General features: G+C 63.4%; 21 protein-coding genes. 9 read left to right on the forward strand and 12 right to left on the reverse strand.

Annotated elements, in window-relative coordinates; all coding sequences use genetic code 11:
* Positions 1–24: 24 nt before the first annotated feature.
* From JQ604_RS33020 to pseG, 12 genes are all read right to left on the reverse strand, one after another.
* Positions 25–1,218 carry an HAD-IIIA family hydrolase gene (locus JQ604_RS33020; RefSeq protein WP_349631171.1) on the reverse strand — a complete coding sequence of 398 codons (1,194 nt, stop codon included), beginning with the start codon at positions 1,216–1,218 and terminating at the stop codon, positions 25–27.
* A 44-nt stretch (positions 1,219–1,262) separates the two neighbouring features.
* Positions 1,263–2,129, reverse strand: coding sequence for a Wzz/FepE/Etk N-terminal domain-containing protein (locus JQ604_RS33025; RefSeq protein WP_212364903.1), 867 nt, complete (start codon positions 2,127–2,129; stop codon positions 1,263–1,265).
* Positions 2,126–3,553: a DUF6418 domain-containing protein gene (locus tag JQ604_RS33030; protein ID WP_212364904.1), complete on the reverse strand. Its 1,428-nt coding sequence runs from the start codon at positions 3,551–3,553 to the stop codon at positions 2,126–2,128. Before JQ604_RS33030 ends, JQ604_RS33025 begins: the two co-directional genes overlap by 4 nt.
* Positions 3,554–3,859: 306 nt before the next feature.
* On the reverse strand, positions 3,860–4,783 hold the full coding sequence (locus tag JQ604_RS33035) for a hypothetical protein (protein WP_212364905.1): 924 nt from the start codon (positions 4,781–4,783) through the stop codon (positions 3,860–3,862).
* Between the two features lie 9 nt (positions 4,784–4,792).
* Positions 4,793–5,602, reverse strand: coding sequence for a hypothetical protein (locus tag JQ604_RS33040; RefSeq protein WP_249159009.1), 810 nt, complete (start codon positions 5,600–5,602; stop codon positions 4,793–4,795).
* On the reverse strand, positions 5,602–6,483 hold the full coding sequence (locus JQ604_RS33045) for a class I SAM-dependent methyltransferase (RefSeq protein WP_249159011.1): 882 nt from the start codon (positions 6,481–6,483) through the stop codon (positions 5,602–5,604). Before JQ604_RS33045 ends, JQ604_RS33040 begins: the two co-directional genes overlap by 1 nt.
* Before the next feature lie 31 nt (positions 6,484–6,514).
* Complete coding sequence (locus JQ604_RS33050) at positions 6,515–7,399, reverse strand: hypothetical protein (protein WP_212364906.1); 885 nt, start codon at positions 7,397–7,399, stop codon at positions 6,515–6,517.
* 213 nt (positions 7,400–7,612) lie between these two features.
* On the reverse strand, positions 7,613–9,124 hold the full coding sequence (locus JQ604_RS33055) for a lipopolysaccharide biosynthesis protein (RefSeq protein WP_212364907.1): 1,512 nt from the start codon (positions 9,122–9,124) through the stop codon (positions 7,613–7,615).
* Positions 9,125–9,127: 3 nt separating this feature from the next.
* Complete coding sequence (locus JQ604_RS33060; protein WP_212364908.1) at positions 9,128–10,522, reverse strand: surface carbohydrate biosynthesis protein; 1,395 nt, start codon at positions 10,520–10,522, stop codon at positions 9,128–9,130.
* Complete coding sequence (gene pseI, locus JQ604_RS33065) at positions 10,515–11,621, reverse strand: pseudaminic acid synthase (protein ID WP_212364909.1); 1,107 nt, start codon at positions 11,619–11,621, stop codon at positions 10,515–10,517. The genes JQ604_RS33060 and pseI overlap by 8 nt, the downstream gene beginning before the upstream one ends.
* Before the next feature lie 54 nt (positions 11,622–11,675).
* The gene (locus tag JQ604_RS33070; protein ID WP_212364910.1) at positions 11,676–12,071 is read right to left on the reverse strand and encodes a GNAT family N-acetyltransferase; all 396 of its coding nucleotides are present in this window, start codon (positions 12,069–12,071) and stop codon (positions 11,676–11,678) included.
* Between the two features lie 137 nt (positions 12,072–12,208).
* A complete protein-coding gene (pseG, locus tag JQ604_RS33075; protein WP_212364911.1) occupies positions 12,209–13,294 on the reverse strand; it encodes a UDP-2,4-diacetamido-2,4,6-trideoxy-beta-L-altropyranose hydrolase in 1,086 nt (361 codons plus the stop codon).
* Positions 13,295–13,486: 192 nt separating this feature from the next.
* Here pseG and JQ604_RS33080 point away from each other — a divergent pair, with 192 nt between their 5' ends.
* From JQ604_RS33080 to JQ604_RS33120, 9 genes are all read left to right on the forward strand, one after another.
* A complete protein-coding gene (locus JQ604_RS33080; protein WP_212364912.1) occupies positions 13,487–14,884 on the forward strand; it encodes a capsule biosynthesis protein in 1,398 nt (465 codons plus the stop codon).
* A 10-nt stretch (positions 14,885–14,894) separates the two neighbouring features.
* A complete protein-coding gene (locus JQ604_RS33085) occupies positions 14,895–15,644 on the forward strand; it encodes a glycosyltransferase family 2 protein (RefSeq protein ID WP_212364913.1) in 750 nt (249 codons plus the stop codon).
* 147 nt (positions 15,645–15,791) lie between these two features.
* Positions 15,792–18,323, forward strand: a complete 2,532-nt coding sequence (locus JQ604_RS33090; protein ID WP_212364914.1) for an HAD-IIIC family phosphatase — start codon at positions 15,792–15,794, stop codon at positions 18,321–18,323.
* A gap of 5 nt (positions 18,324–18,328) precedes the next feature.
* Positions 18,329–19,792, forward strand: coding sequence for an SDR family NAD(P)-dependent oxidoreductase (locus JQ604_RS33095; RefSeq protein WP_212364915.1), 1,464 nt, complete (start codon positions 18,329–18,331; stop codon positions 19,790–19,792).
* A complete protein-coding gene (locus tag JQ604_RS33100) occupies positions 19,785–21,146 on the forward strand; it encodes a DUF4910 domain-containing protein (RefSeq protein ID WP_249159015.1) in 1,362 nt (453 codons plus the stop codon). The genes JQ604_RS33095 and JQ604_RS33100 overlap by 8 nt, the downstream gene beginning before the upstream one ends.
* 19 nt (positions 21,147–21,165) lie before the next feature.
* The gene (locus tag JQ604_RS33105) at positions 21,166–21,876 is read left to right on the forward strand and encodes a TylF/MycF/NovP-related O-methyltransferase (protein ID WP_212364916.1); all 711 of its coding nucleotides are present in this window, start codon (positions 21,166–21,168) and stop codon (positions 21,874–21,876) included.
* A gap of 87 nt (positions 21,877–21,963) precedes the next feature.
* On the forward strand, positions 21,964–22,926 hold the full coding sequence (locus JQ604_RS33110; protein ID WP_212364917.1) for a UDP-glucuronic acid decarboxylase family protein: 963 nt from the start codon (positions 21,964–21,966) through the stop codon (positions 22,924–22,926).
* Positions 22,927–22,938: 12 nt separating this feature from the next.
* Positions 22,939–24,249, forward strand: a complete 1,311-nt coding sequence (locus JQ604_RS33115) for a hypothetical protein (protein WP_212364918.1) — start codon at positions 22,939–22,941, stop codon at positions 24,247–24,249.
* 114 nt (positions 24,250–24,363) lie between these two features.
* Positions 24,364–24,915 carry a hypothetical protein gene (locus JQ604_RS33120; RefSeq protein WP_212364919.1) on the forward strand — a complete coding sequence of 184 codons (552 nt, stop codon included), beginning with the start codon at positions 24,364–24,366 and terminating at the stop codon, positions 24,913–24,915.
* Positions 24,916–25,088: the final 173 nt, after the last annotated feature.

A 25,088-nucleotide genomic window follows, 5' to 3' on the forward strand; every position in this document is an offset into this window, starting at 1 on the left:
GATTCAACCCAATCTCATCGCGCTTTAGCGAAGCCGTGGCTCGAGAAAGCTCGCGAGATCGCCGCCTTCGAACAGATGGCCGACGAGGCCGGCCGCGACGGCGGCTTCCAGGTCATGAAGCTTGTCGCCGACGAGCAGGCTTCCCTCGGTGCGGACCGGCCAGCCCTTCAGGCAATCGAGGAGCATTCCGGGCGCCGGCTTGCGCCGGTCGCTAAAGCCCCGGAACGCCTCCACCACGCCGTCCTCGTGGAACGGGCAGTACTGAAATTCCTCGATATGCGCGCCGACCTCGGCGAGTTCGCTACCCATCCAGTCATGCAGGCCGTGAACCGCCTCGATCCCGTAATAGCCGCGGGCAACGCCGGCCTGGTTGGTCACGACGAAGGTCAGATAGCCACGGTCATTACACAGCTTGATCGCCTCGCGCGCGCCGGCGATCCACTCGAAATCCTCGATCTTGTGCACATAGTTCTTGTCGACATTGAGCACGCCGTCGCGGTCGAAGAACACGGCCGGACGGCGCAGCGCCGCCGGCATCTCGGTCTGGGCGCGGTCGAAATCGGCGGGAACGCCGATGTCGATGAAGAAGCCGTCATACAGCGTCGCCCGCAATTGCTGCCGCGCCACCAGCGCCGGGAAGACGCTCTGCTCGAGCGAGCACGGCACCTCGCCGATCAGGTCGAGGATGCTGCGATCGATGCAATAGACGCCCGAATTGATCGGCCCGTTCGGCTGCGCGCCGGCGGGCAGAAAACTCTTCACCACGTCGCGGTCGAGCAGCACACGGCCATAGCGGTCGCCGGCCTGGTCGCGCTTCAGCGCCATCTGCACGACGGCGCCGGATTGGGCGGCCTCCATCGCGAGGTCGAGCAGATTGAAGTCGAAGAAGGAGTCGCCGTTGAGCAGGAAGAAGCGCTCCATCAGCAGCGGCGCGGCATGCTTTAGCGCACCGCCAGTGCCGAGCTGAGCAGGCTCCGTCACGACCGTCACCGACGCATTGCGCCGGCGCTTGCCCTCGTAGCGCTCGACGACCTGCTCCGCACGATGGCCAGCCAGCAGCACGATCTGCTCGATGCCGGGATAGCGCGCCAGCTCTCCCAGGATGTGGTCCAGGAACGGCTTGCCACCGACCTCGAGCAGCGGCTTGGGAACGGCACGCGTCCGCTCGCCCAGCCTGGTTCCGAGCCCGCCAACCAGCACGACCGCCTGCTTCAGCACGATGCCTCCTCGGCCGCTACCGCCGCCCCCGCGAATGACCTCGATCAGACCGGTACCTGTCTGATCCGGCGCGTCGGCGACCGCCATACGGCAAACAAGACACAGGCCAGAAATGTCAGCCCGCCAATCAAGATCGCGGTGCGGAACGGCCTCGGCGCAATCTGCTTTGGCAGGATGAATGCGGCATCGACCGTCGCCGTCTGGTAGGTACGCCAAGATCCGAGACGCGTGGCGAGATCGTGCCGCTGATTCTTGGCCGCATCCAGCCGCTGCTCGTTGCGTGCCAACAAGTCGAACAGCCAGACCGAGCGGAAAGCGGCCGAAGCGGCATCATGCGACTGCACTTCCGCCATTGATTTGCCGAGAGCCGTCAGTGAATCTCTGGCCCGCGTCAGCTCTGCGATCGTTGTATCGAGTCCGACGATCTGCTCATTGATGTCGGCAATCAGCGGTTCAGTCACCCATTTCTGATCTGCATTCAGGAGCTGAACAATGGTATCAAAGACCTGCCGAACCTGCTCGACAGAGGATGCCTGCACGCTGACGGCAATCGTATCCGAGGTTTCCGGCCTCGCCGAGAGGGTCCAGAAGATCAACTGCGCCTGCCGGTTCTCCTCGTAATTGGGCATCTCCATCGCACGCAGCACGCGTTGCTTGAACGACACCGTATTGACCCGCACGCTCGCAGTCTGAAGGCTGATCTGCTCGGCTCCATCGATCCGGCCGATCCGTATGCTCGCCTGTGCCTCAAACACTGGCGGAAGCAGGCGCGAGACGCCATACGCCAGCAGCGTGGCCGTAATGGGCAGCAGGATCAGCAGTAATTTGCGCGGGCGCAGCGCCTGGAGCAGTGTCGTAAGCAATCCGCTTAAATATTGTTCGTTAGACACAAAAACTTGCGGCTCGTTCATGCCTCAGCCTTTTTTTCGTGCAAAAGAAGGGTTTCAGATAAGCCCGAAGATGGAACCAATACCCGGCTCGACCTCCACTTGTCCTCGGTCATGTATACTATCAACGCGACGGCAAGCTTTACGACAAAAGTCGTCTGGATGAACGAATTGGCCATTCCCGAGACGATATTGATCGACAAAGCGTACAGGATCGGGGACAGGAAAAAGCAGGTCGCGAGCCGCTCCTGGATCACGCAGCGAGCGAGCAGGAACATGAACTCGGCAAATATGATCGCCGAAATCGCGACCAGCAGGAACCCGCCGAGCGGGCCGCCCAGCTCGAAGCAGACCTCGGGCCAGCCGCCGGTGTAGGATGACCCCTGAGCAAGGATGAAGTGTGCCCGCTCCTCCGGCAACGCCCGCTCCATCAGGAACTGCATGGTGGAGTTGCGGGTCGGGTCGAAGGGATCGATGAAGAGCTTGTGGAACGCCTGCTCGAAATCCCAGTCGCCCAACCTGAACACATTGTGGTAGGTCGCCCACCACATTTCACCCTGCTGGATCAGCATCCGTTGCTTCAGCTTCTCGGCGAGTTGGGCGCCCTCGAAGCCGCGCACCACGGTGTAGGAATAGACCAACGCTACGATGACCAGCAGCACCAGCGCCGTCGCAGCAATGGCGATGGTACGAAGCGTGCGAGCATTGAACAGATCGCGCAGCCGCCTGCCGCTGGCCCGAAGCCCGAGCAGACCCCCGCCCACCCCGATCAGGAAGAACGAGGAATAGGCGTAGAATGACGAGAAGCGATGCCCAACCAGGAAAAGGTAGATCATCAAGAGCGCGAACAAAACCGCGAAGCGGCGGTCAACCGGATGATCGTGCAACGTCGGAACGACGAAGAACACCCCGAGCTGGAACGTCAGCATGGCGCCCCACTCGATGAGCCGTCGGTGCAGCGGTCCGGCGTACTGCACAGCATAATCGAACCGCTCCATTCCGACGAACAGTGGAATTGGCCCCTGGATCAGGAGTTCGATGAACAGGCCGATCACGAACAGCAGCACCGCCCAGAACGCGAGTTCGGCGATCTGGCGCGAAGCCTCGCGCAGCACCTCGGCCGGCGGCTCATTTGGTATCGCGTACAGAGCTCGCACTCGCTGCGGCCGAAACGCGAGCAGCACGGCCGCCAGCACCATGCCTTGCGAGACCGCAAGCGGGATGACGCCCATGGCGGAACCGATGTTTCGTTCGAGCTGCTCGGAGAACACCGGAGCCGACAAATCGATATAGAGCATCGATCCGAGCCGCCAACTGAACGCGAAAAAGACGAACACGAACATGATGGCGATCACCGGACGACGAACCACGATGAAGCCCATCGCCGCAAAAACCGCGGCTGCGGCAATCGTCTCCAGAATGGCCACAATGAACGCTTCGATTGACAATGATTGAATCCGCTGTTCCAGCTCGCCCCGGGCCGGCGATCACCGGGAACCGGTTCCGAAAGTCGCCGTTCTGGTCCGTCGCCACCCCATGACCTGCTTTCCCTGCATAGAGGAGCTTTGCCGCGATTGAAAGGCGCCGGGCGGGGCCGCCCCGGCGCACCTCAAGCCTCGGAATCAGCGTTCAGCCCATTCGCGTCAGCGCTCCCGACGTCCACAGCCATGGGTAAGTCCAGAGGATCAGCCCCGGTAACACGGCAACTGGCCCAGCCCGGCTCATGGCCCTCGGCTGCCCCTCGGCCTCGCTCGCTAGTGCTGGACAATTCCGGCCAGATTCATGTGGGCCGGTCGGGAATGCTCGATGCCGAGCAAGGTCCGACGGTTGTCGTTGGAACGCTGCAAGTGAAGACTTGCCAGTGTCATGCCCCGGCACGTCGTGACGGTGGTCCCCCTTCCATTGAATGGCTTCAGGAAATCGAACACCTGGGGGCCGAACATGTCAGCAACCGACATCTCGCGCGCGCCGAGCGGGGCAATCTCGCCGAAGTCCCCCTGGAGCTGCTCGCCGTCCTCGCGGATCAAGACCGACGTCGGATGCGCGGGAAAGGCATATTCCGGATCGGAGGAATGATTGATCAGCAGAACACTGCTGACCACATCTTGCGTCGCAATCACCTTCGGATTGATTCCCGTGAACCCGACATGCGACTTGAGCCGCCCCTCATTCAAGGGCCGGGCAAAGGCGCCGGTCCGGTAGATCGCAACGTTGTCCTGGTCGAGATAGGTCATCGAGAAGCTCGCCGGGGACGAGCGAACACCATCCATTCGGCCGCGCGACATCACAGCGACCACAAGATAGTCGTCTTCAGGCAATTTCAACTCGGCGAGGAGCTTCGACAGATCGATATCGAACGACGCTCCCGGCTCGAAGGCCGACGGGATGACGTGGGAGGTCAGGTAGTCTCCCCGGCGAGACAGGATATGAAGCTTGAAGCGCAGCTTTCTGCTGAACCCAGAGCTGGCGAGACTGAATAGCTCCGGCCCCAGATCCTTCACGGATTCAATGAAGTTCTTCTTCAGGCTGCCTGCAACGAGGCTGCGCAGGTAACGCAGATTGAGGGGCCGATACCAGACGGGTATGGAAAGCCCGAGCCGGTTATCGAGCCCCGCAAAAGTCGGCAGAATGAACCGAGGTTCATACGGCTTCCATGGCGTCACCGGAAATCTTGGCACGGTACGATCCTAGAAATGATGCAAACTGAATTTGCCGTTTGCGAACTGATAGTAGCTGAACGGACTTGCCATGTTCTCGCCGCTGACTTCCAGGGCAAAGCTCTCCGCTGATCCAACGAGTTGCTTCGCTTCCGGGAATAATTCCAGCGTGGCGAGGCGGCGGCCTCCCATCGGAGGGATCGCGGGAAGCCGCTGCTCGGCGAGAACGGCGCCATTCAGTGCGACAAGCCTTGCATTTCCCGATGCCACGCCGTCGGCGGCCAGGCAGGAGTTCACGACGATGACTCCCGAATGCTCGATGAACTTCGTCAGATAGGTCTGCGCCCAGGCCGGCAACGGAAAGGTGGTCGCGGTGACCGGCTCCCGCTCGTGCGACAGTGCGACCGCGCCCTGCTGGGAGAAATACTGCGCATAGTAACCTGTCGTGACGCGTTTGCCGGATCGGATCTTTGCGTCTCCTTTGGGGAGCAAGGTCACGGCAACGGTGCCCGAAACGTTCGGGCACACGCGAGAGGTCTTCAGCTGCAACTGCCCGTTCAATCCGAGGTCCTTGCGATAATAGCCGACCTGCACCCCCGCCCCGTCGAACAGCCAGACATGGGCTTCGGCTTCCGGGAAGTCCTTCGAAAAGGTCGAGAAGTAATTGAACGCACAGACCTCGGTCTCGACCACCTCGTCATTGCGAAGGTAGAGCACCGAAGGCGGATAGCCGCGCGCGATGGCGTCGGCAATTCCCAGATCCGCAGTTGCGCCTTGCGCCACCAGCCCATCATTCAGAGACAACGCAGCCTCCTCTTTTCGGAGATCGACCTTATCCATTACTGGACGGGTTCCCACACGTATAGCAGACCGTCGTTGTGAAGGCTCGGTGCGTACTGCATCCGTTCGCGCGCGAGGATGCGAATTCGACCGCTGTTGTCCAGGCTATCGAGCAACTTGAACAGCCGTGTCTGATAGTCCATCGACTTGATGTAGACCCGGCTGGCGAAATCCCTCGGCTGCGACAGCTTGAGCATGTCCACGGCCGGTTCGATGTGGATCACGCGTGCGGGACGAGCCCGCATGATGTTTTCAACAACCGCTTCGACGGCGTAGGGAATCTGTTCGATGCAGAAATAGGTGAAGACCGTCGCGCCCGCCAATTCGCGGAAGTGAGGATCGTCGCCATTGGTGAGATCGAGCTGGTCGAAGCTGATGCGATCACCAAGGCCAAAGCGATTTGCGATCTGCCGCCCGGCCTCGATGCCGTTCGGCGCGATATCGAAGCCCCGCAGCCGCTTCCAGCGCTGATCGAAGCTCAGCATGAACAGGTTCTGGCCAAGGCCGCTGCCGAGTTCCACAAGCTCATCAGCCGTGCCCGCGTGCCGGGCGATCAATTCCGACAGCGCACCGATGCGATAGCGGTAGTAGTCGCGGGTCGAAATGCGAACGATCTCGCCGTCCACCTTGGCGAGACGCGGGGTTTCGTTCTCCCCGATCAGGAATTGCTCCAGACTCGGCGCTTGCATCCAGCCACGAGCCGCAAGTGCCTTGCCCCACTCGCCCACGTTATACTCGTCGTTGACGATGTCGTGGGTACGCCGCACGTTCTTGACCGCCATCCGCCGCAGGCTGCGCGCCAGATCGATCGCATATGCCCGCGACAAATCCAGTCGCGACGCGGGCTTCACCTCAGGCCTAAATCTCACGGCATGTTCCATTCACGATCCGCACATCGAAATCACGGGACAATCAGAGTCCCATGATCAGCTTTTCCAACGGCGTCGTATCCGGTGTCGGTCGGAACGGGCGGATCTTGGCGCCCGGATACATGCGCGGGAATGTAAAATAGGTTGCGGTGTAGAGCAGCCGGCCGTGCCCCGGCCCCATTCGGCTCCCCATATGAAGACATTTGGCGGTATCGACCATGAACGAGGTGAGCCGCGGCGCCTTCATCACCTTGACGTCGCCGCGCGGCACCTTCTGGAAGACCCGCTCGTCCGGAAAATGGCTCCCCATCAGCGGATAGCCGAACTTCTCGGTCGACTGACGGGGCAGGAATGTGAAAGGACCGTCGCCGTCTTCCTCGACATCGGTGAGATAGCTGAACAACTTGATCACACGCACGTCGTCATGATCGCGGTGCCATAGCTGCGACGACACGAGTTCTTCGCCGGTGTGGCGCGAATAGGACAACAACACATAATCGAGCCACGGAATCTCGCCGAGCGCCGCCGAAAGCACTTTGATGGCCGCAGGCTGCAAAGCATAGCGGACGAAGATATTGTCGGCGGAAAGCTTCCCGTCCGTCATTTCGGCATCCAGCAGGCGCACCCAGAATTTCTTGTGGGTCTGCGTCTGCTTGCCTTTCGCGCTGTCAATGTCCTTGAGCCTCGCCACACCCGCCTCGGCAAACTCCTGCTGGATCGCGGGCTGCATCAAGTCGGTGACGACGGCATAGCCATCTCGATTGAGGCTCTCGGCTTTCGCCCGCTCTGCCGGCGACACGTCGAGAAGTTGCGCTTGCCGGCGTCGCTCGCGCTTTTCCTGCAGATTCAGGGCGCTCACGCCGGTCTTCACCGCATAGCGCAGCGGCGAACGATTCACGTGCCAAAGCGCCCTCGACATCAATCCCATGATATCAATCCCCTGACGTCGACCCGACGCGTCAAACTTGTCGGTCAAAACCCGATGATGCGAGCCGAATCGCCCGCTCAATCCACCCTGCCGCCCTGCGACATCCTAGGCCTGCCTTAGCAAAATCACCCCTTGCGGGCAAGAAAAGCAGCCTGCGGTTCAGCCACGGGAACCGCACCGCTCGCAGGCAAAAAACGCTGATTCTACCGATAATTACCGGCGTCGCGTGATGGCGCGGGCAAAGCGGCCAAACATCGCACGATCACCGGCTGAGAGAATCAGTGTGGCGCTCAACCCCCAAGCGAGCAAGCACCCGACGCCGCCGACGATGACAAGGCCCAGAAGCCCCTCCGCTCCGGCATACATCCGGTAAGCCGCAGCGACCAGCGTCAGGATGGCAGCGACCAGCGCCTGTCTGCCGACCTGCTCCCAGAACAGCGAAGCGGGCAGGTCCATCTGCGTGAGCATCCGGCGGGCAATGAACGGCGCGGACACCACGAAAGAGACGACCCATCCCAGGATGAAGGCACGTTCGCGAAACCAGACCAGCGCGATGGCGGTGACCGCATACTGGATCAGAACCTGGAGATAGAGATAGCGTGTGTTGAGGCGCAGGAAATCCGCCCGCACCATCAGCGCGGTCTGGCCGGCGCCGAGCAGGACCGTCACGGCCGGGATCAACAGCGACAGCGCGAACCACGGCCACTGATCGGCATGCTCCGGTCCAACCCATATCTTGAGGATTTCGTCCGAGAACAACGCCATCACGGTCAGGACCGGAATCACGATGGCGGACGGCAGCACCAGCCCATTGCGTCCAAGAATCTGCAGGCGCCGCGTGTCGGTGGCTTCCTCGATCTGGGTCGATAGCGGCAAAATGGCCGAATAGAGCGGGCTCATCACCGTTTTCAGGAACCGCGTCAGGCGTGTGAGCACGTCATAGGTACCGACTTCAACCGGACTGAACAGCGCACCGATTGCGAGCGGCACGACCGGCTGTTGCAGGATGCCGGCGATCCGCGAGTTGAACATCAGCCAGCAGCGATGCAGAACATCCTTACGGCTCTCGTGTCCCCACATCGCGAAGCGCAGCGGCGTCTCGCGCGCCATGCGCTCAACGACGACGGCCAGCACGACATATTTCGCGACGGTCATGGCAAGGTAGGCATAGGCCACCGTCTCGAACGGCTCGCCCTTCCAGACCATGACATACACGGCGGCGACATAGAGCGCGTTGCCGATCACCTCGGTCAGGCGCAGCCAGCCATATTCCTCGAGCCCCTTCAGGATCCCCTCGGCGATCAGGCCAAGAAAGGCAATCGGCAGCATCAGTGCCGTCACGGCGAGGATCGCGACAAAGGCGTCGACATGATCAGCCGAGACCTTGAAGAGCGCGGTGAGCGGAGCGGAGGCGAGATAGAGCGCAACGGCAGACAAGATGCCGATCAGCGCGGCGATCAGCGTCAGCAGGGTCACCTTCTCGCTCGCCGCGCGCCAATCGCCAACCCGGCCGCGCGCAACCGCCTGCGTTGCGAGCTCGGAGACGCCGAAATCGAACAACACCAGAAAACCGGACGGCAGGAACGAGCGCGTCAGTACGATCAGCCCGAGCACTGCCACCCCATAGAACCTGGCGATCGCCCCGACCGCCATCAGGCCGAGCACGCCCGCAAGACCGTAAGCGACGGCTGAGATCGCGGTATTGTGGAGGAATCGCCGGAGCACCGGTCAGTTCGCTTCCGTCAGCTGCAGGCTCATGCCGCTCATCGCGCGCGCCGAGTGGCCGGCCGCGCGCGCGGCGGCGAAACGGCGGCCGTCGGCCGACGCCGCGTCGACGCGCCGCAGCACCGAATTCACGGCCTCGACCGCAAAGGCCTTGCCGGCACGGCGCCGCTCGTTCTCCGCCGAGCCATAGCTGCGGCGCAGCGCCGAACTCGCCTGATAGCCGAGGGTGCGACGGACCGCACCGGCGACGGCGCCGCGCAGCGACGGCCGGCCGGTCGCCGCCGTGACCCGCTCACCGCGCCGCGCCGCCTCGATGGCCGCGAGAACGACATCGGCCACGCGGGACGCGCTCGCGCCGTCGGCGGCGGTATAGAGATCACCGATGATCTGCCTGCGCGCCGCCGCAACTTGCGGCGCGGGCGGCGGCAATTGACCGTCAAGCCCGAGCCTGACCAGTTCGAACAGTTCGGCCTCGGAGGTCGTGCTGCGGCTGACCGAGGTCGGTGCCTCCAGACGCAGCGACGGCGTGTTGAACCACTCCATGCTCAACGGCTCGACCTGCAGCATCGCGGCTTCGAGCGCAGTGGAGCAATTCTGGTGGATCAAGAGCCGCGCACCGTTGATCCATTCCAGCGAGGTGCCGTGCTGGATGACGTGGGCATTCGGCAGCTCGGCCAGCCGGTCATAGGAATGGATATTCTCGAACGGATGCGGACGCAGCACGAACTGCGTATCGGCGAAATGCTGCGCCAGGCGGATCGAGGTGTCGAGCACCGCGCGATAGGCCTGCGCCGATTCGGTGACGAACTGGCGGGCGAACTCCGGCGTGTAGCCGACGTCGATCATCGCCTGTTCCTCGTGCGCCGGGCCGCTGGAGAAGCGCGGATTGGCGACGGGAAAGTTGGTATTGATCAGGACATAGCCGGAACCGATCGACGGCCTCGGCAGCGCCTCACGCCACGGCGCCGCGCAGAAATCGAACCGCGGACACCCGGTGGCGTGCAGCAATTTCTCCGGCACGGTGCCGTGATCGCGGAATGCGACGTACTGGGCCTGCCCCCAGACGCAGTAGAAGTCGACGAGATCCGGGCAGCCGGTGGTCTTGACGATCTCGGCAAACTGATCGGCATTCTTGCCGCCGGTGCCCTCGGTATCGAGCACGCCGACCAGGATGCCGGCACGCTTGTAGGACTTGATCAGATCGGCGTTGTTCGGGCGCGTGTAATTGACCACGACGAGATCGGGCCGAAGCGCCGGGACATCGAACCCCTGCTCGTACATCGGCACCAGCGTCACCCTGGCGCCGCGGGTCGCGAGTTGCCGACCGAGCAGCACCAGGCCTTCGAGATCGCGCAGCGGATTATCGACGATCAGGCAAATATGCGGCTGGTCAGGCACGTGCGTTCCTCGCCTGCCGTTCCGCAGGTGCCGCATCCTCGGTCGAGGTCAGCAGGTCCCAGCTCATCGGCGTTCCCTTGCGCACCGCGCGGCCGACGCGCTTGCCGAGCAGCGTCTCGAAATATTTCGGGGGCAGCCCAAGGCCCGGGCGGATGATCCGCAGGTTCTGTTCCGTCAAGGCATCGCCCGGCGCGAGATCCTCGGCGACGTAAAGCGAGCGGCGGAACACCTGCGATTTCTTTTCCTTCTCGGTCAGCCCGTAGTGGACCTGGCCGAGTGCCATCCAGGCACGCTCGGTCTCGACGACCAGCGCCGCCATTTCGGCAGGTTCCATCGAGAAGGTCGAATCGACCCCGCCGTCGGCGCGTGCCAGGGTAAAATGCTTCTCGATCACGGTCGCACCGAGCGCGACGCTGGCGACGCCGGCGCCGATGCCGAACGTGTGGTCGGACAGACCGACTTCGCAGCCAAACAGCGCGCGCATGTGCGGGATGGTCAGCAGATTGGTGTCCGAGGGCGCCGCCGGATAGGTGCTGGTGCACTTCAAGAGGATCAGATCCCTGCAGCCGGCCTCATGGGCGGCGCGCACCGCTTCGTCGATATCGGCCACCGTCGCCATGCCGGTCGAGATGATCATCGGCTTGCCGGTCGCTGCGACCTTCCGGATCAGCGGCAGATCGGTGTTCTCGAACGAGGCGATCTTGTAGCAGGGGACCTCGAGCTCTTCGAGAAAGTCGACTGCGGTCGCATCGAACGGTGTTGAGAACGGAATCATGCCGTGGTCGCGGGCGCGCGCGAAGATCGGCTTGTGCCACTCCCAGGGCGTATAGGCCTCCTGATAGAGCTTATGCAGCGAGGTCCCGCGCCACAGGCTATTGGGATCGTCGATGAAGAATTCGCCTTCGCCGAGATCGAGGGTCATGGTGTCGGCGGTGTAAGTCTGCAGCTTCAGCGCATGCGCCCCGGACGCGGCTGCGGCGTCGACGATCGCGAGCGCGCGCTCCAGCGATTGATTGTGATTGCCGGACATCTCCGCGATGATGAAGGGGCGATGCGCCCGGCCGATCGAACGACCGGCAATCGAAATGCTCTCCGTCATCACTTGCTCCTGACACGTCCACGGGCTGCGGGCGCGACCAGCCGATTCATCGGCTCAGACATCGATTATCACCACTTCGAATCCCGCGGTCTGGGCAACTTTGATCGACGGCACATTGTCGGCATAGACCTGTGCGCGAAGACGCCCGAACCGCGACCTGACTTCATTCAGCATCAGCTTCGCGATGCCGCGATTGCGTTGCTCGGGCGCGACCGTATAGGACACGTCTTCCCCGTCGATCCTGAATGTGGCGACCGGCTTTTCATCGAGTTCGAAAATGAAAAGATTCGGATCGGCCAGCGCGAGCCGACGATCGAGCCACCCCACATGGTCATTCCAGTCGACCGTGTCCTTGTTCTTGGACATCATCCGGGTCGACTCCTCATTGCGCCACCCGAACAACAGTCGCGCATCGTCCTTCGTGGCCGGTCGTATCCGAAAATGGCCCATTGCACCAACCCCGTCCACCGCTCCAAATAGGCTGGCGCCCCGGACTAGTCAACCGACGGCGACCACCTCCGGCGGGTTCTTCCCATTGAAAAGTCGAAACAAATTCAAGAACCCGGATCGCCCGGCAAGATCCGTGATCAGAACGGCAGGGAACTCATCGCTGCGCGGACGCGGTCCGCGCCCTGCCCGTCGACCAGGGACAGCGCCGCCGCGCCCATCGCGCGCACCCGCCCCGCATCCCGCCTCAGCGCGGCGATCGCGTCCGCCAACTGCGCGCTGTCGACTGTCCCGGCGTGGCCGAGATAGTCGACCGCCCCTGCCCGCGCGAGGGCCGTCAGCCCTCCGACCTGGTTGTCGGCAATAGCGGTCGCGATTGTCGGCAACCCGAGGCAGCAGCGCTCCCAGTTCATGATACCGCCGGCTCCGATCGCGAGATCGGCCCGTGCCATCAACCCGGCCATGTCGTCGGCGCCGCGATGCAGTTCGACGTCCGGCAGGGCCTGGCATAGTGCGGCGACCTCGCTGCCGTGCGGATTGCTTGGGCCGATCACGACATCGACGGCAAGACCGTTGGCTGCGAGATGCCTGATGGCGGTGAGTGCCTTGGCTGTCTCGTTGGTCGGATCGGATCCGCCATGGCAGATCAGGATCCGCCGCAACTCGTCGCTGCGCGGGGGAAGCTGCCGCCGCGCCTCGGCGAATTGCGGACGCAGCAGCGCATAGCGCGGGCCGAGCAGTGGCATGCATGTCGCACCCACGAGCTTGGCGTAACGGGTTTCCATCGCCGCAACCAGATTCTGGTCGAGCAGGAGATCGCAATCGTGCGGGCGATCGGCGACGTCATCGATCACAAGAATGCGCGGCACCTGCGTGCGCTGCAGCCGCTCCCAGCGCGCATCCAACCCATAGTGATCGACGACAAGCCAGTCCGCCGCACCGGCCTCGCTGATCGCTTGCCCCGTCTGCTCGGCATCATGCTGCCAACTCGTCGGCAACCAGGACGTGGCGGCGCCGGCCTGTTCCGGATCGGGCAATGGCCTGACCGCGTGCCCGTTGGCCTCGATCAGCGTCGCAAGCTTCGCGGCATGACTGCGGATCAGGAACAGCGCCCGGGTTCCCCCCTCCGCCAGCGCATTGGCGAGACACAGGCAGCGCATCAGGTGCCCCATGCCCATTTCGATGGAGGCATCGACGCGAAATACCACCCGCTTGGCAGCGCTCATGTCATTCAAATTGAGAACGTCCCGAAACGAACGGATTTCAGGCCGAATCGGCCCGTCGTGATGGTTGTGATCGCCGCCAACTTGCGATATTGGCCGCTGACTTCTGGCTGAACAACAGCGTTTCTGCGCGTCGTTGCCGAAGCCGCCGCTACTTTAGCTTTCACCCCATTGTCACGCAACGTCCGCCCCCCGATGTCCGCCGCCGAGACCATCCTGATCACCACGCTCGCCGAATACCAGACAAGGTTCTGGATTCCGGTGGCGCAGCGGCTGCAGCGCGCCGGCCGCGACGTGCAGTTGCTGGCCTTCGACGACCGCAGCGCGGAGATGGCGGAGGCGCAGGGCGTCTCTGTCGTCAACATGTACCGCAGCGGGCTCGACGGCGGATCGGAGGTCGACGACCGCAAGGCGTTCGAGGCGCGGCTTGCCGACTACGGGCTTGATGGCACCAACTTCCTGTTCAGCCATGAGCGCGTCACCTTCGGCATCCGCGACAGCGCCGCGCTGCGCCGCCGCTTCATGATCTACGCCAATGCCATGGAGCGCGCGCTCGACGCACTGTCGGCGCAGGGCAAGAAAGCCGTCGTCGTGCAGGAGCTCGGCGGCTTCCTCTCCGTCATCGCCGCGTTCTACGCCGCGAAAAAGCGTGGCATCCGCAACTGGTTCATCGAACCATCCTTCTTCCGCGGCCGTCTCTATTACACGCCGGACAGCTTTGCCGCACCCGACACCATGGCACAGCCGGCCGACAGCGTATCGGCGGATGTGCGGGCCTATCTCGACGAAACGCTGAACCAGCGCGCCATCGTGATTCCGCAGAAGGACAAGCATCACTACTCCGCCGCGTTCAAGAAGGTCGCGAACTTGAGGAATTCACGGCGGCTCGCCGAGAAGCTGTGGGACCAGTACGCACTCGGCAAGCACCAGGAGTTCGGCCACAACCTCCGTCACGCCCGCGTCCATGCCGAGATGGCCCTGAACGCGACACGGTTGAAGAATCTCTACCAGCCGATGCCGGACGCGCGGTTCGTCTATTATCCGCTGCACGTGCCGGCCGACATGGCGTTGACCTTGCGCTCGCCCGAATATCTCGACCAGGTCGCGACCATCGACTTTCTGCTGCGCACGATTCCGGACACCCACGTCCTCGTCGTCAAGGAGCATCCCGCGCAGATCGGCGCGATCTCGTCGCGCCGCTTCTTCGAGCTGGCGCGGCGCTTTGACAATTTCGTGCTGCTGCCGCCGCAGACCAACAATTACGCGGTGCTGGGCCGCGCCGATGCCGTGGTCTCCGTCAACAGCAAGTCCGGCGCCGAGGCCGTGCTGCTCGGCAAGCCGGTCGTCGTGATGGGTGACGCCTTCTACCGCACCTGTCCGCTGGTGTTCACCGCTGACAGGCTGAAGGACGTGCCGCAACGGTTGCGCGATGCGCTCGCCGCGCCCGGCTTCGATCCGTCGCAGGCCGCACCCTATTTCGAGACTGCCTGGCGCAAATCCGTGCCGGGCGAGCTCTATATCGATAATCCCGCGCAGCTCGACACCTTCGCCGCGACGCTGGCGTCGGCGATCTCTGCGCCAGCGAAAGCCTGAAGGCGACACGATGCCGCTCGTCTCCATCATCACGCCGTCCTGGAACGTCGAGCGCTTCATCGGCGAGACCCTCGCCTCGGTGCAGGCGCAGACCTTTACCGATTGGGAATTCCTGATCGCCGACGATTGCTCGACCGACCGCACGCCAGCGCTGATCGAGGAGGCCGCGGCGCGCGATCCCCGCATCAAGCTGATCCGGCAGGCGAAGAACGGCGGCCCGGCGCTGGCGCGGCAGGCCTCGATCGATCAGGCCAGCGGCCGTTTCCTGGCCTTCCTCGACAGCGACGATCTCTGGCTGCCGACCAAGCTCGAGCGACAGATCGCGTTCGCCAAGGAGAAGCGCGCCGCGATCAGCTACACCGCCTTCCGCCGCATCGACGAAGCCGGCACGGTGACGGGACGGCTGATCACGGTTCCGGAGCAGCTGAACTACGAGCAATTGTTGAAGAACACTTCGATTGCGACCCTGACCGCGATGGTCGACCGCGAGGTCTCGGGCCCGGTCGCGATGAAGAACGAGCCCTATGACGACTTCTGTCTCTGGCTCAGCATCCTCAAACACGGCCCTGTCGCCCATGGCCTGAACGAGGACCTGGCGCGCTACCGCGTCCGCGGCGTCTCGGTTTCCAGCCGCCGCGCCCGTTCCGCCGGCTGGGTCTGGCACATCTACCGCAATGTCGAGCGCCTCTCCCTCGTCAAATCCGGCTGGTGCTTTGCCCATTGGGCGACGCGGGCCTGGCTGAAGCGGCGCGAGTTTTGACGCCTCGACCACCCTGTCGGCTGGATGAAATTCCGGACCGGTCTCACCTTGCGGAAGCGACCATTTGCGGGAGCAGGTCCGGCTTCCATAAACGGCGAAAAGTGCTAATAGCTTCCTTGGCTTGGCATGCAACGGACCTCTCGACCTATGGCATCAGACAATGTGGCCGAGATACCCTACCGGCAGGAACTGCTGGGCGCGTTGCGCGCGGTCATTCCCCCGCAGCCCGGCCTCCTCGTGATCCACTCCTCGATCTCCGGTCTGGTGCCGCCCAAGGATCTCAGCCGCTGGGACGTCGTGGCGGCACTGAACACGCTGGTGCAAGCCGGCTGGACCATCGCGCTGCCGGCCTTCACCTTCAGTTTCTGCGGCGGCAAGCCGTTCGATCTTCAGTCCAGCCCCTCCGAAGTCGGCGTCCTCGCCGACTGGGCGCTGACCGGCCTCACCCAGGCGCGCCGCACCTCGCATCCGATCTATTCGTTCGTAGTCGCGGGTCCCCTCGCCGACCAGATCCTGGCGCTGCAAGCCAAGACCACATTTGGCGAAGGCAGTCCCTTCGAGTTCTTCGAGCGTCACGATTCGACGCTCGTGATGTTCGGATGCGACTGGAAGTTCTGCACCCAGTTTCATCGCTACGAAGAACTCGCTGACGTCCCCTACCGCTACTTCAAGGACTTCTCCGGACAGCGCCGCATCGGCCGCACCGAGGAGACGGCCACCGCACGCATGTTCGTGCGCGATCTCGAGATCAATGCCGCGAATGATTTCTCCCCCGCCGTCGCCGCGTTGCGGGCGCAGGGCGCGGTCGCAACGCGCGAGCTGTGGCGCGGCCGCATCGAGGCGACGCCGGTCAAGGCGCTTGCCGGCGCCTGCAACGAGCAGCTCGGCAAGGACGTGCTCGCGCATGTGAAGCACGCGCCGGAAATCGCGTTCAAGCTGGCCAAGCGCAAGGAAGCGGCTACGGCGCAACCGCTGCGCGTCGCACTGCTCGGCCATTCCAACGTCGAGCGCCTGCGTTCGGCGCTGGAAGGCAAGCTCGGCAGCCTGCTGGTCGGGCGCCGCGTCACCTATCACACCGTTCCCTTCGGCCAGTTGCCGCAGGAGATCCTGAACCCAAACTCCGATCTCGCGCAATTTGCGCCTGAGGTGTCGATCTTCGTCGACCGCCTCGAGGATCTGGCGGCATCGACGACCATCGAGGCGATCAGCGCCGATGCGCTGCGCGAACGCGTCGTCGCCTACGGCGATCTGATCCAGCAGCATGCCGCACGCCACAAGGGGTGGACCATCGCGTTCCGCTTCGCGCATGCAAGCCACGCGCTCGGTGCCAACGGTCGCGAGCTTGCCGCGCTGGTCGATCGGCTCAACGCCGAACTCGGCGCAGCGCTGGCCGGCGTCGACCAACTGGTCTGGCTCGATGTCGCCGGCGAGACCGCGCGCGCCGCGGGCCCGATCACCGACAGCCGGCTGTGGTTGATGGGCCGCTTCCCCTATTCCGAGCCGTTCTCCCGGCAACTCGCGCGGCGCTGCGCCGGCTTGATCCTCGCTGCGATCGGCAAGAGCACGCGGCTGATCGCGCTCGATCTCGACAACACGATGTGGGGCGGCGTGCTCGGTGAGGACGGCATCGAGGGCGTGCAGCTCGGCGGCGACTATCCTGGCAACGCCTTTACCGAGTTCCAGCGCGCGCTGAAGCGATTAACGGCGCGCGGCATCGCAATTGCCATCGTCAGCAAGAACGACACCGATCTCGCACTGAAGATGATCGACGAGCATCCGGCGATGGAGCTCCGAAGTAGCGACGTCGCCAGCCATCGCATCAACTGGCAGCCGAAATGGCAGAACCTGCAGGAGATCTGTGAGGAGCTGAGCCTTGGCCTGGAGTCGGTGCTGCTGATCGACGACAACAGAGTCGAGCGCGAGCAGATGCAGCGCAACCTCCCCGCGGTCAAGATTCTCGACTTGCCTGACGATCCTGCAGGCTATGTCGCGGCGCTGGAAGAATGCCCGTGGCTCGACGTGGTGTCGGTCACGGCGGAGGACCTCAAGCGCGCCGACAGCTATCGCGCACGCAGCGCGATCGAGCAGCAGCGCCGCAAGGCCGTCAACATCGAGGATTTTTACGCCAGCCTCGGCATGACGCTGCATCTGAAGCCGCTCGACAGCGGCAATATCGCACGCGCCGCGCAGCTCAGCCAGAAGACCAACCAGTTCAACACCACGACGCGCCGCTACGACAAATCTCAGCTCACGGCGATCGGCGCGGCCGGCGGTGACGTGGTCGTGGTCGGACTGGAAGACAAATACACCGGCGCCGAAAACATTGGCCTGCTGATCCTCAAGCCGCATCCGGAGCGACGCGGCTGGGGTGTGGTCGACAACTTCCTGCTGTCCTGCCGCGTGCTCGGCCGCGGCCTGGAGCCCGCCATCCTCAACTGGGCGCTGGCGCGCGCGCTGCAGCGCGGCTGGAACGGCCTCGGCGGCTTCATCGTCGAGACCGAACGCAACACGCCGGTGCGCGGCGTGTTCCGCGATGCCGGCTTCCTGCAGGAAGCCTCATCCGGCGAATGGATCAGGGCCAGCGATCAGGCACCGGCCGCGCCCGCCTGGCTCACCATCAACGACGGACAGGCCGTGGAGCGGGTGGCCGACGCGCCGTCGTCCCGGGCGACGCGATGACATCCATGATGACGTTCGACCAGTTCCGCGTCGGCGACTACGCCGTTTTCGAGCGCAGCTTCTCGCAGGACGATTTTGTGGCCTTCGCAAGGCTCAGCGGCGATACCAACCCGCTGCATTGCGATCAGGCCTATGCGACCGCGCATGCCGCCGACGGCGCGCTGATCGTGCCGCTGCATCTCACGCTGGCACCATTATCGGCGATCGCCGGCATGATCTTCCCCGGCGAGCCCTCGCTTTATCTCGGGCACGAGGTGAAGGCGGTCAAGACCGTCCGCTACGGCGAACGCCTGCGCTATTCCGCGCGCATCGTCGCGATCAATGAGAGCCATCGGATCCTGACCCTGCGGGTCCTGGCGCTGCGCGGCAGCGATGTCGTGCTCGATGCCGCGATGCGGGTTCAGGCCCGCAGCCAGGCGTGGACGTCAGGACCGTCAGATCTGATCCGCCACGCGGACAAGGCAACCGCGCTCGTCACCGGCGCCAGCGGCGAAATCGGCAGCGCTCTCGCGCTGGCGCTGGCGCGCGCCGGCTGGCGACTGTTGCTCGGGGATCGCGGCCCGGATGCGCGGCGCGACAAGCTCACCAAAATGCTCGCGCCGACCGGCGCCGACGCGCGATTCATCGGCTGCGATCTCGGCAAGCCTGATGGCCTGAAGTCATTGACATCTGCGCTCGCGGAGACCGACGACCTCGATCTCGTCGTTCATGCCGCCTCGCCCGCCGTGATGGCGCCCGTCGACCAGTTGGTCACCGTCAATTTCTCGGCGCTGCGCGAGATTGCCGACACCGTCGTGCCGGGGATGCTCGCCCGCCAGCGCGGCGCGATCGTGCTGCTCGGCTCAACCGCCGTCCGCGCCGCCATCCCGGGATGGGAAGCCTATTCCGGTGCAAAAGCCATGGCGATGAACCTCATCGACGCCGTCGAACGTCGTTTCGCCTCCTATGGCGTGCGCGGCTACACGCTGGCGCCCGGCTATGTCGCGACGCGTTTCTCCGAGGCCTATCGGTCGGAGGCCGACACAGCGCTGCTGCCCGCCGAGGTCGCCGATGCGCTGGTCGAGCTCGTGGCCGCGCACGAGGCGCCGGGAAATACCGTGTTCCTGGAGCCGCGATCGCAGTCGCGCGGCAAGTTCAGTTTTCATTCGGGGCCGGTTGCCGCTCCCGAACATCACGCGGCCGCAGCACAGCCTGCTCCAGCGGCCGCGCCACAGACCTCGGCTTCCCTCCCCGACCCGATCGCGCCAACGGTCCGCTCCGCGCTCCGGCTGCCCGCCAATCATGAATTGCGCGGCGGCGGGCTTGATCTCACGCCGGGCTGGGATTCGCTGAAGCACATCGAGCTCATCCTCGCGATCGAGTCCCAGCTTGGGTTGCATTTCAAATCGACCGAGATCGAATCCTCGCACCGCTACGACGATCTCGTTGCGCTCTGTGCCCAGAAGTTGAAGGCGAAGGCTCATGGCTGAACCCACCGCAGCTTTCGCCGCACCTGACATGGCGGCCGGCGAAGCGATGCACGCCTTCGCGCGCGAGCTGTTTCCGATCTGCCGCAGCATCACCGGCGAGGGAACGCGCGAGACGCTCCGGCGCATCAAGCAGCATCTGCCGGGCCTTGCGATCAGCGAGATTGCCTCCGGCACGCAGGTGCTGGACTGGATCATTCCCGACGAATGGAACATCCGTTCGGCCCGCCTGATCGATCCGAACGGGCGCACCGTCGTCGACTTCGCCGACCACAATCTGCATGTCGTCGGCTATTCGATTCCGGTCGACACGACGCTCAGCCTCGAAGATCTCCAGCCCCATCTCTATTCGCTGCCGGAGCAGCCGGACGCGATCCCCTACGTCACCTCCTATTACCGCAAGCATTGGGGCTTTTGCCTGCCGCACCGGCTCCGCGAGCAACTCCAGCCCGGTCAGTACCGCGCCGTGATCGACACGACACTCGCGCCGGGACATCTGAGCTACGGCGAGCTCTTCGTGCCCGGTGCGGAGGCGACCGAGATCTTTGTCTCGACCTATGTCTGCCACCCCTCGATGGCCAACAACGAATTGTCCGGCCCGATGGTCGCGACCTGGCTCGCCAAATGGATCAGCTCGGCGCCGCGCCGCTACAGCTACCGTTTTGTCTTCATCCCCGAAACCATCGGTTCGATCGCCTATCTCAGCCGCAATGCCGCGCATCTGAGAGAAAACGTCAAAGCCGGGTTCAACCTCTCCTGCGTCGGCGACGAGCGCGCCTATTCCTACCTGCCCTCGCGCCGCGGCAACACCATTGCCGACCGCGTCGCGCTGCACGTGCTGCGTCACGTCGCGCCGGATTTCCGCAGCTACTCGTTCCTTGATCGCGGCAGCGATGAGCGACAATACTGCGCGCCGGGCATCGACCTGCCGCTCTGCTCGGTGATGCGCTCGAAATACGGCACCTATCCCGAGTATCATTCGTCGCTCGATGATCTCAGCCTGGTGACGCCGGCAGGCCTGCACGGCGCGCTCTCGGCGATGGTGCGATGCGTCACCTGTCTCGAGGCCAACCGAACCTATCAGGCCACCGTGCTTGGCGAGCCGCAACTCGGCAAACGCGGCCTCTATCCGACAATCTCGATGAAAGGCAGTGCGGATCATGTCAGGAACATGATGCATGTGCTTGCCTATGCCGACGGCACGAACGATCTCCTGCAGATTGCGGAGATCATCCGGGTCCCGATGTGGGACCTGTTCGATATCGTCGAAAAGCTCGTCGCCAATGATCTGCTGGCGGTGGTCGACGACGCGGGGTCGCAAGCCCCCGCGCCGGAACGCCTCCGCGCGCGGATCTGACGGGATCCTGGAGGAAATCATGAAGTTCGCCAAGGAAGACGCCACCTACCTCTCAGAGCGCAAGGCGCTGTCACAGGAATTGGGCCCGCGGGAATTGTGGTCGGTGATCGATCACTGGCCGCTCTATTGCGGCGTGGCCAACCTCTCGCGCTTCATCGCGATCTCGGACCTGCTGCGCAGCGTCCTCAACGTTCCCGGCCACATTGCCGAGTTCGGCTCGTGGCGCGGCGGCAACCTGATGTTCATGACGAAGCTGCTCCAGATCTTCGATCCGATGGGCCAGAAGGTCGTGCACTCCTTCGACAGCTTTGAGGGACTGACGCAGTTCAGCGCGCAGGATGCGGACGCGACCGCGCAGCGCGGCCGCTATGCCGGCAATCTCGCCGAGCTCGAAGCCTTCATCGCGCTGTACCGCCTGCAGGACACCATCACGATCCACAAGGGCTATATCGAGAACACGCTGCCCGAGCTGTTGAATCGGGACCAGGGCCTGTCGTTCTCGATGGTTTACTGCGACACCGACCTCTACGAATCCACCAAGGCGATCCTGGACGGCCTGCATGACCGGCTCTGCTCGGGCGGCATCTTCGTGTTCGACGAGTGGAATTACCAGAGCTATCCCGGCGAGACGGTGGCGGTGCGCGAGTTTCTCAATGCCCATCCGCAAGCCTACACGATGGAGCATGTCGCCCGCGCCCGGCAGCCGTCGCTGGTGTTGCGGAAGCGATAGGCTCCCGCGTCAAGATTCTGGTAGATTACTCGCCCGCTCTCCGCGCAGCCCGCGCGCCCACACCTGAAACCGACGACTGGAATTCCGATGGCGTTCAAGGACTACAAGACCAGCCGAATCCTCGTCACCGGCGGCGCGGGCTTCATTGGGTCGCATCTGTGCGAAAAGCTGCTGGCCGAGGGCGCCGAGGTGGTCTCGGTCGACAACTACTTCACCGGCAGCCGCCGCAATATCGCGCACCTGCTGCAGAACCCGCTGTTCGAGGCGGTCCGCCACGACGTCACCTTCCCGCTCTATGTCGAGGTCGACGCGATCTTCAACCTCGCCTGCCCGGCCTCGCCGATCCACTATCAGCGCGACCCCGTGCAGACCACCAAGACCAGCGTGCACGGCGCGATCAACATGCTCGGCCTCGCCAAGCGGCTGAAGGCGCGCATCTTCCAGGCCTCGACCAGCGAGGTCTATGGCGATCCGCTGATTCATCCGCAGACCGAGGACTACTGGGGCAACGTCAACCCGATCGGCATCCGCTCCTGCTACGACGAAGGCAAGCGCTGCGCCGAGACGCTGTTCTTCGACTATTTGCGCCAGCACGGCCTGCCGATCAAGGTCGCGCGCATCTTCAACACCTACGGCCCGCGCATGCAGCCGGACGACGGCCGCGTGGTGTCGTCCTTCATCGTTCAGGCCCTGAAGGGCGACGACATCACCGTGTTCGGCGACGGCGGCCAGACCCGTTCGTTCTGCTATGTCGACGATCTCGTCGAGGCGATCACCCGGCTGATGGCGACGGCGGTGGACGTCACCGGCCCGATCAACATCGGCAACAATTCCGAGTTCACGATCCGCGAGCTCGCCGAAAAGGTCATCCAGCTCACCGGCTCGCGCTCCAAGCTGGTGTTCAAGCCGCTGCCGCAGGACGATCCGCGGCAGCGCCAGCCCGATCTGACCAAGGCCAAGGCAGAACTCGACTGGCAGCCCAGGGTCGCGCTCGAAGACGGGCTGAAGGAAACCATCGCCTATTTCAAGCGCACGCTGGAACTGGCGTGATCGCCGCGCGCGATGCTCAAGTCGGACCATAGCGCGCGCGATACGGCCGGCACCGGGCTCGCGCCGGCCGCGAGCAGGTTCGATGCGCGGCTGCTCGCTCTGCTCCTGTTCCACGTCGCCGTTGGCTGCGTGTCGCTCATCATCGTGTCACAGCACCAATCCTACATGCTGTTCGACCGGGAATATCTCGTCTCTGCCATCGGCGTGAGCGCGGCATTCGGCGCGCTTGCGATCCTGTTCGCGATCGCGCCGTTCAGCTTCGGCTACTTCTCCGGCTTCTATCTGTTCACGGTCGTCTCGGGCTTCCTCTGGTTGAACTGCTTCAGCCAGTACAAGTACGATCACACGCTGGCGGGGCTGTCGGCCGCCCTCTCCGCCCTCCTGTTCCTGCTGCCGGCCCTGCTGATCGACGCACCGCTGAAACAGCTATTCGTGCTGTCGCGCCGCAATTTCGAGCATCTGCTGACCGCGATCCTGGTGCTGGCGCTCGCGACTGTGGCTGCCGCGTCGAGCCTGCATTTCAAGTTGGCGTCGCTGTCGCAGATGTACGATTTCCGCAACGAGCTGAACTATCCGATGATCCTGCGCTATTTGATCGGCATCGTTCCCAATGCGTTGCTGCCGCTGGCTTTCGCCGGTTGCCTGGCGCTGCGGTCCTACTGGAAGGCCGCCATTGCGCTGGCGATCTTCCCGCTGTTCTATCCGATCACGCTGAGCAAGCTGGCGTTCTTTGCGCCGTTCTGGGTGCTCTCAGTCTGGATCGGCTCCCGATTACTCGCGGCAAGGGCCATCGTCATCCTGTCCTTGCTGGTGCCAATGTCGATCGGTGTCGGACTCATGCTGCTGGTCGGCACCGACACCGCGCTGGCCTTTTTCAACCTCGTCAACATCCGCATGATCGCCACGCAGGCATCGGCGATCGACATCTACAACCACTTCTTCGCCAACCACCCGCACACCTATTTTTGCCAGGTCGGCGTGATCAACGCGCTGTTCGGCTGCCCGTATCAGGATCCGCTGGCCGTCGTGATGCAGAACACCTACGGGTTCGGCAACCTCAACGCCTCGCTGTTCGCAACCGAGGGCGTCGCGTCAGTGGGCCACTATCTTGCCCCGTTCACCGCGCTCGCCTGCGGCCTGATCGTCGCGATCGGCAACCGCGTCGCAGCCGGACTGCCGCCGGCCTTCGTGCTGGTCTCGTCGTCGATGATCCCGCAGATCATCATGAACGTGCCGCTGACGGTCACCATGGTGACCCACGGCACGATCCTGCTGTTCGCGATCTGGCACATCACCCCGCGCACGATCTTCGCTCAAACGTGATGCCAGGTTGCTCCTGCTTGCCATGTCAGGAACTCAGAAAATTCCGGCGGGCGTCAAGCTAGCTTCAGTCAATTTCAGGGTGTAGAGTGACCATCCTCGACAGGATTGGCTTTCGTGACGAAAAAAAGTCTCAGCGAACAGGCGCTTGAGTTTGCCGAAGGTGCACGTCCCGATGCGCGACGGGCGATCGAAACGCTGGCCGCCGAGCTACCGACCGGCCCCGCTGAAAAGCCGAAGAGCGGCCTGACCCTTTTGCTGGCTTGCACGACGATATTTCTCCTCTACCTTCCCATCGCGTTGTGGGTTCATAAAGACTACGCCCACGTCCGCGAGCCTAATGGTGCCCAGATTGAACGGCTTCTGAAATTCGAATCAATTGGAGGATTTGGTTATCGAAGCCAGATCTTTACGATGTCGCAACACGTTGATGACGACGACAACAGCCAAACGACGCCTGTCATTGTCTACGAGGGCGATAAACCCCTCGGGCCCAATCACTCCTCCTACACTGAGTTGAAAACTGTTGGCCGTGGTAGATCCATGTTCGTTAACGACCGTCGGAACTCGGAATGGAAGGTTTCCAAGTACATTTTCTTTTCGACCAGTGACAACTCGGATCCAAGGACCAACGGCCGGCTGTATTGGGCTGTTGTCCCGCGCCAGTAGATTCACGTTGGCGCAGACCGGAACCTACCCCGCAATCCTCAATTATACGAGCGAATTTGCGATTGATTTCACGCCCCGGTTGAAGCTAGATGACATTGGTGGGGGCATCTCGTTCATGTTGACATTTCGTGGCGACGCTCGCGCCATGCCCAGAGGCTTCGAGCCTGACGGTT

The sequence above is a fragment of the Bradyrhizobium jicamae genome (genome assembly GCF_018130695.1).
Taxonomy (GTDB): Bacteria; Pseudomonadota; Alphaproteobacteria; order Rhizobiales; family Xanthobacteraceae; genus Bradyrhizobium; species Bradyrhizobium jicamae_B.

Coding starts and splice junctions, on each gene's coding strand:
- JQ604_RS33105 (WP_212364916.1), top strand. CDS start 21,166: ATGAAGTTCGCCAAGGAAGACGCCACCTACCTCTCAGAGCGCAAGGCG.
- JQ604_RS33070 (WP_212364910.1), bottom strand. CDS start 12,071: ATGGGCCATTTTCGGATACGACCGGCCACGAAGGACGATGCGCGACTG.
- JQ604_RS33050 (WP_212364906.1), bottom strand. CDS start 7,399: ATGGGATTGATGTCGAGGGCGCTTTGGCACGTGAATCGTTCGCCGCTG.
- pseI (WP_212364909.1), bottom strand. CDS start 11,621: ATGACGGAGAGCATTTCGATTGCCGGTCGTTCGATCGGCCGGGCGCAT.
- JQ604_RS33115 (WP_212364918.1), top strand. CDS start 22,939: ATGCTCAAGTCGGACCATAGCGCGCGCGATACGGCCGGCACCGGGCTC.
- JQ604_RS33095 (WP_212364915.1), top strand. CDS start 18,329: ATGATGACGTTCGACCAGTTCCGCGTCGGCGACTACGCCGTTTTCGAG.
- JQ604_RS33100 (WP_249159015.1), top strand. CDS start 19,785: ATGGCTGAACCCACCGCAGCTTTCGCCGCACCTGACATGGCGGCCGGC.
- JQ604_RS33025 (WP_212364903.1), bottom strand. CDS start 2,129: ATGAACGAGCCGCAAGTTTTTGTGTCTAACGAACAATATTTAAGCGGA.
- JQ604_RS33085 (WP_212364913.1), top strand. CDS start 14,895: ATGCCGCTCGTCTCCATCATCACGCCGTCCTGGAACGTCGAGCGCTTC.
- JQ604_RS33040 (WP_249159009.1), bottom strand. CDS start 5,602: ATGGATAAGGTCGATCTCCGAAAAGAGGAGGCTGCGTTGTCTCTGAAT.
- JQ604_RS33080 (WP_212364912.1), top strand. CDS start 13,487: ATGTCCGCCGCCGAGACCATCCTGATCACCACGCTCGCCGAATACCAG.
- JQ604_RS33090 (WP_212364914.1), top strand. CDS start 15,792: ATGGCATCAGACAATGTGGCCGAGATACCCTACCGGCAGGAACTGCTG.
- pseG (WP_212364911.1), bottom strand. CDS start 13,294: ATGAGCGCTGCCAAGCGGGTGGTATTTCGCGTCGATGCCTCCATCGAA.
- JQ604_RS33045 (WP_249159011.1), bottom strand. CDS start 6,483: ATGGAACATGCCGTGAGATTTAGGCCTGAGGTGAAGCCCGCGTCGCGA.
- JQ604_RS33110 (WP_212364917.1), top strand. CDS start 21,964: ATGGCGTTCAAGGACTACAAGACCAGCCGAATCCTCGTCACCGGCGGC.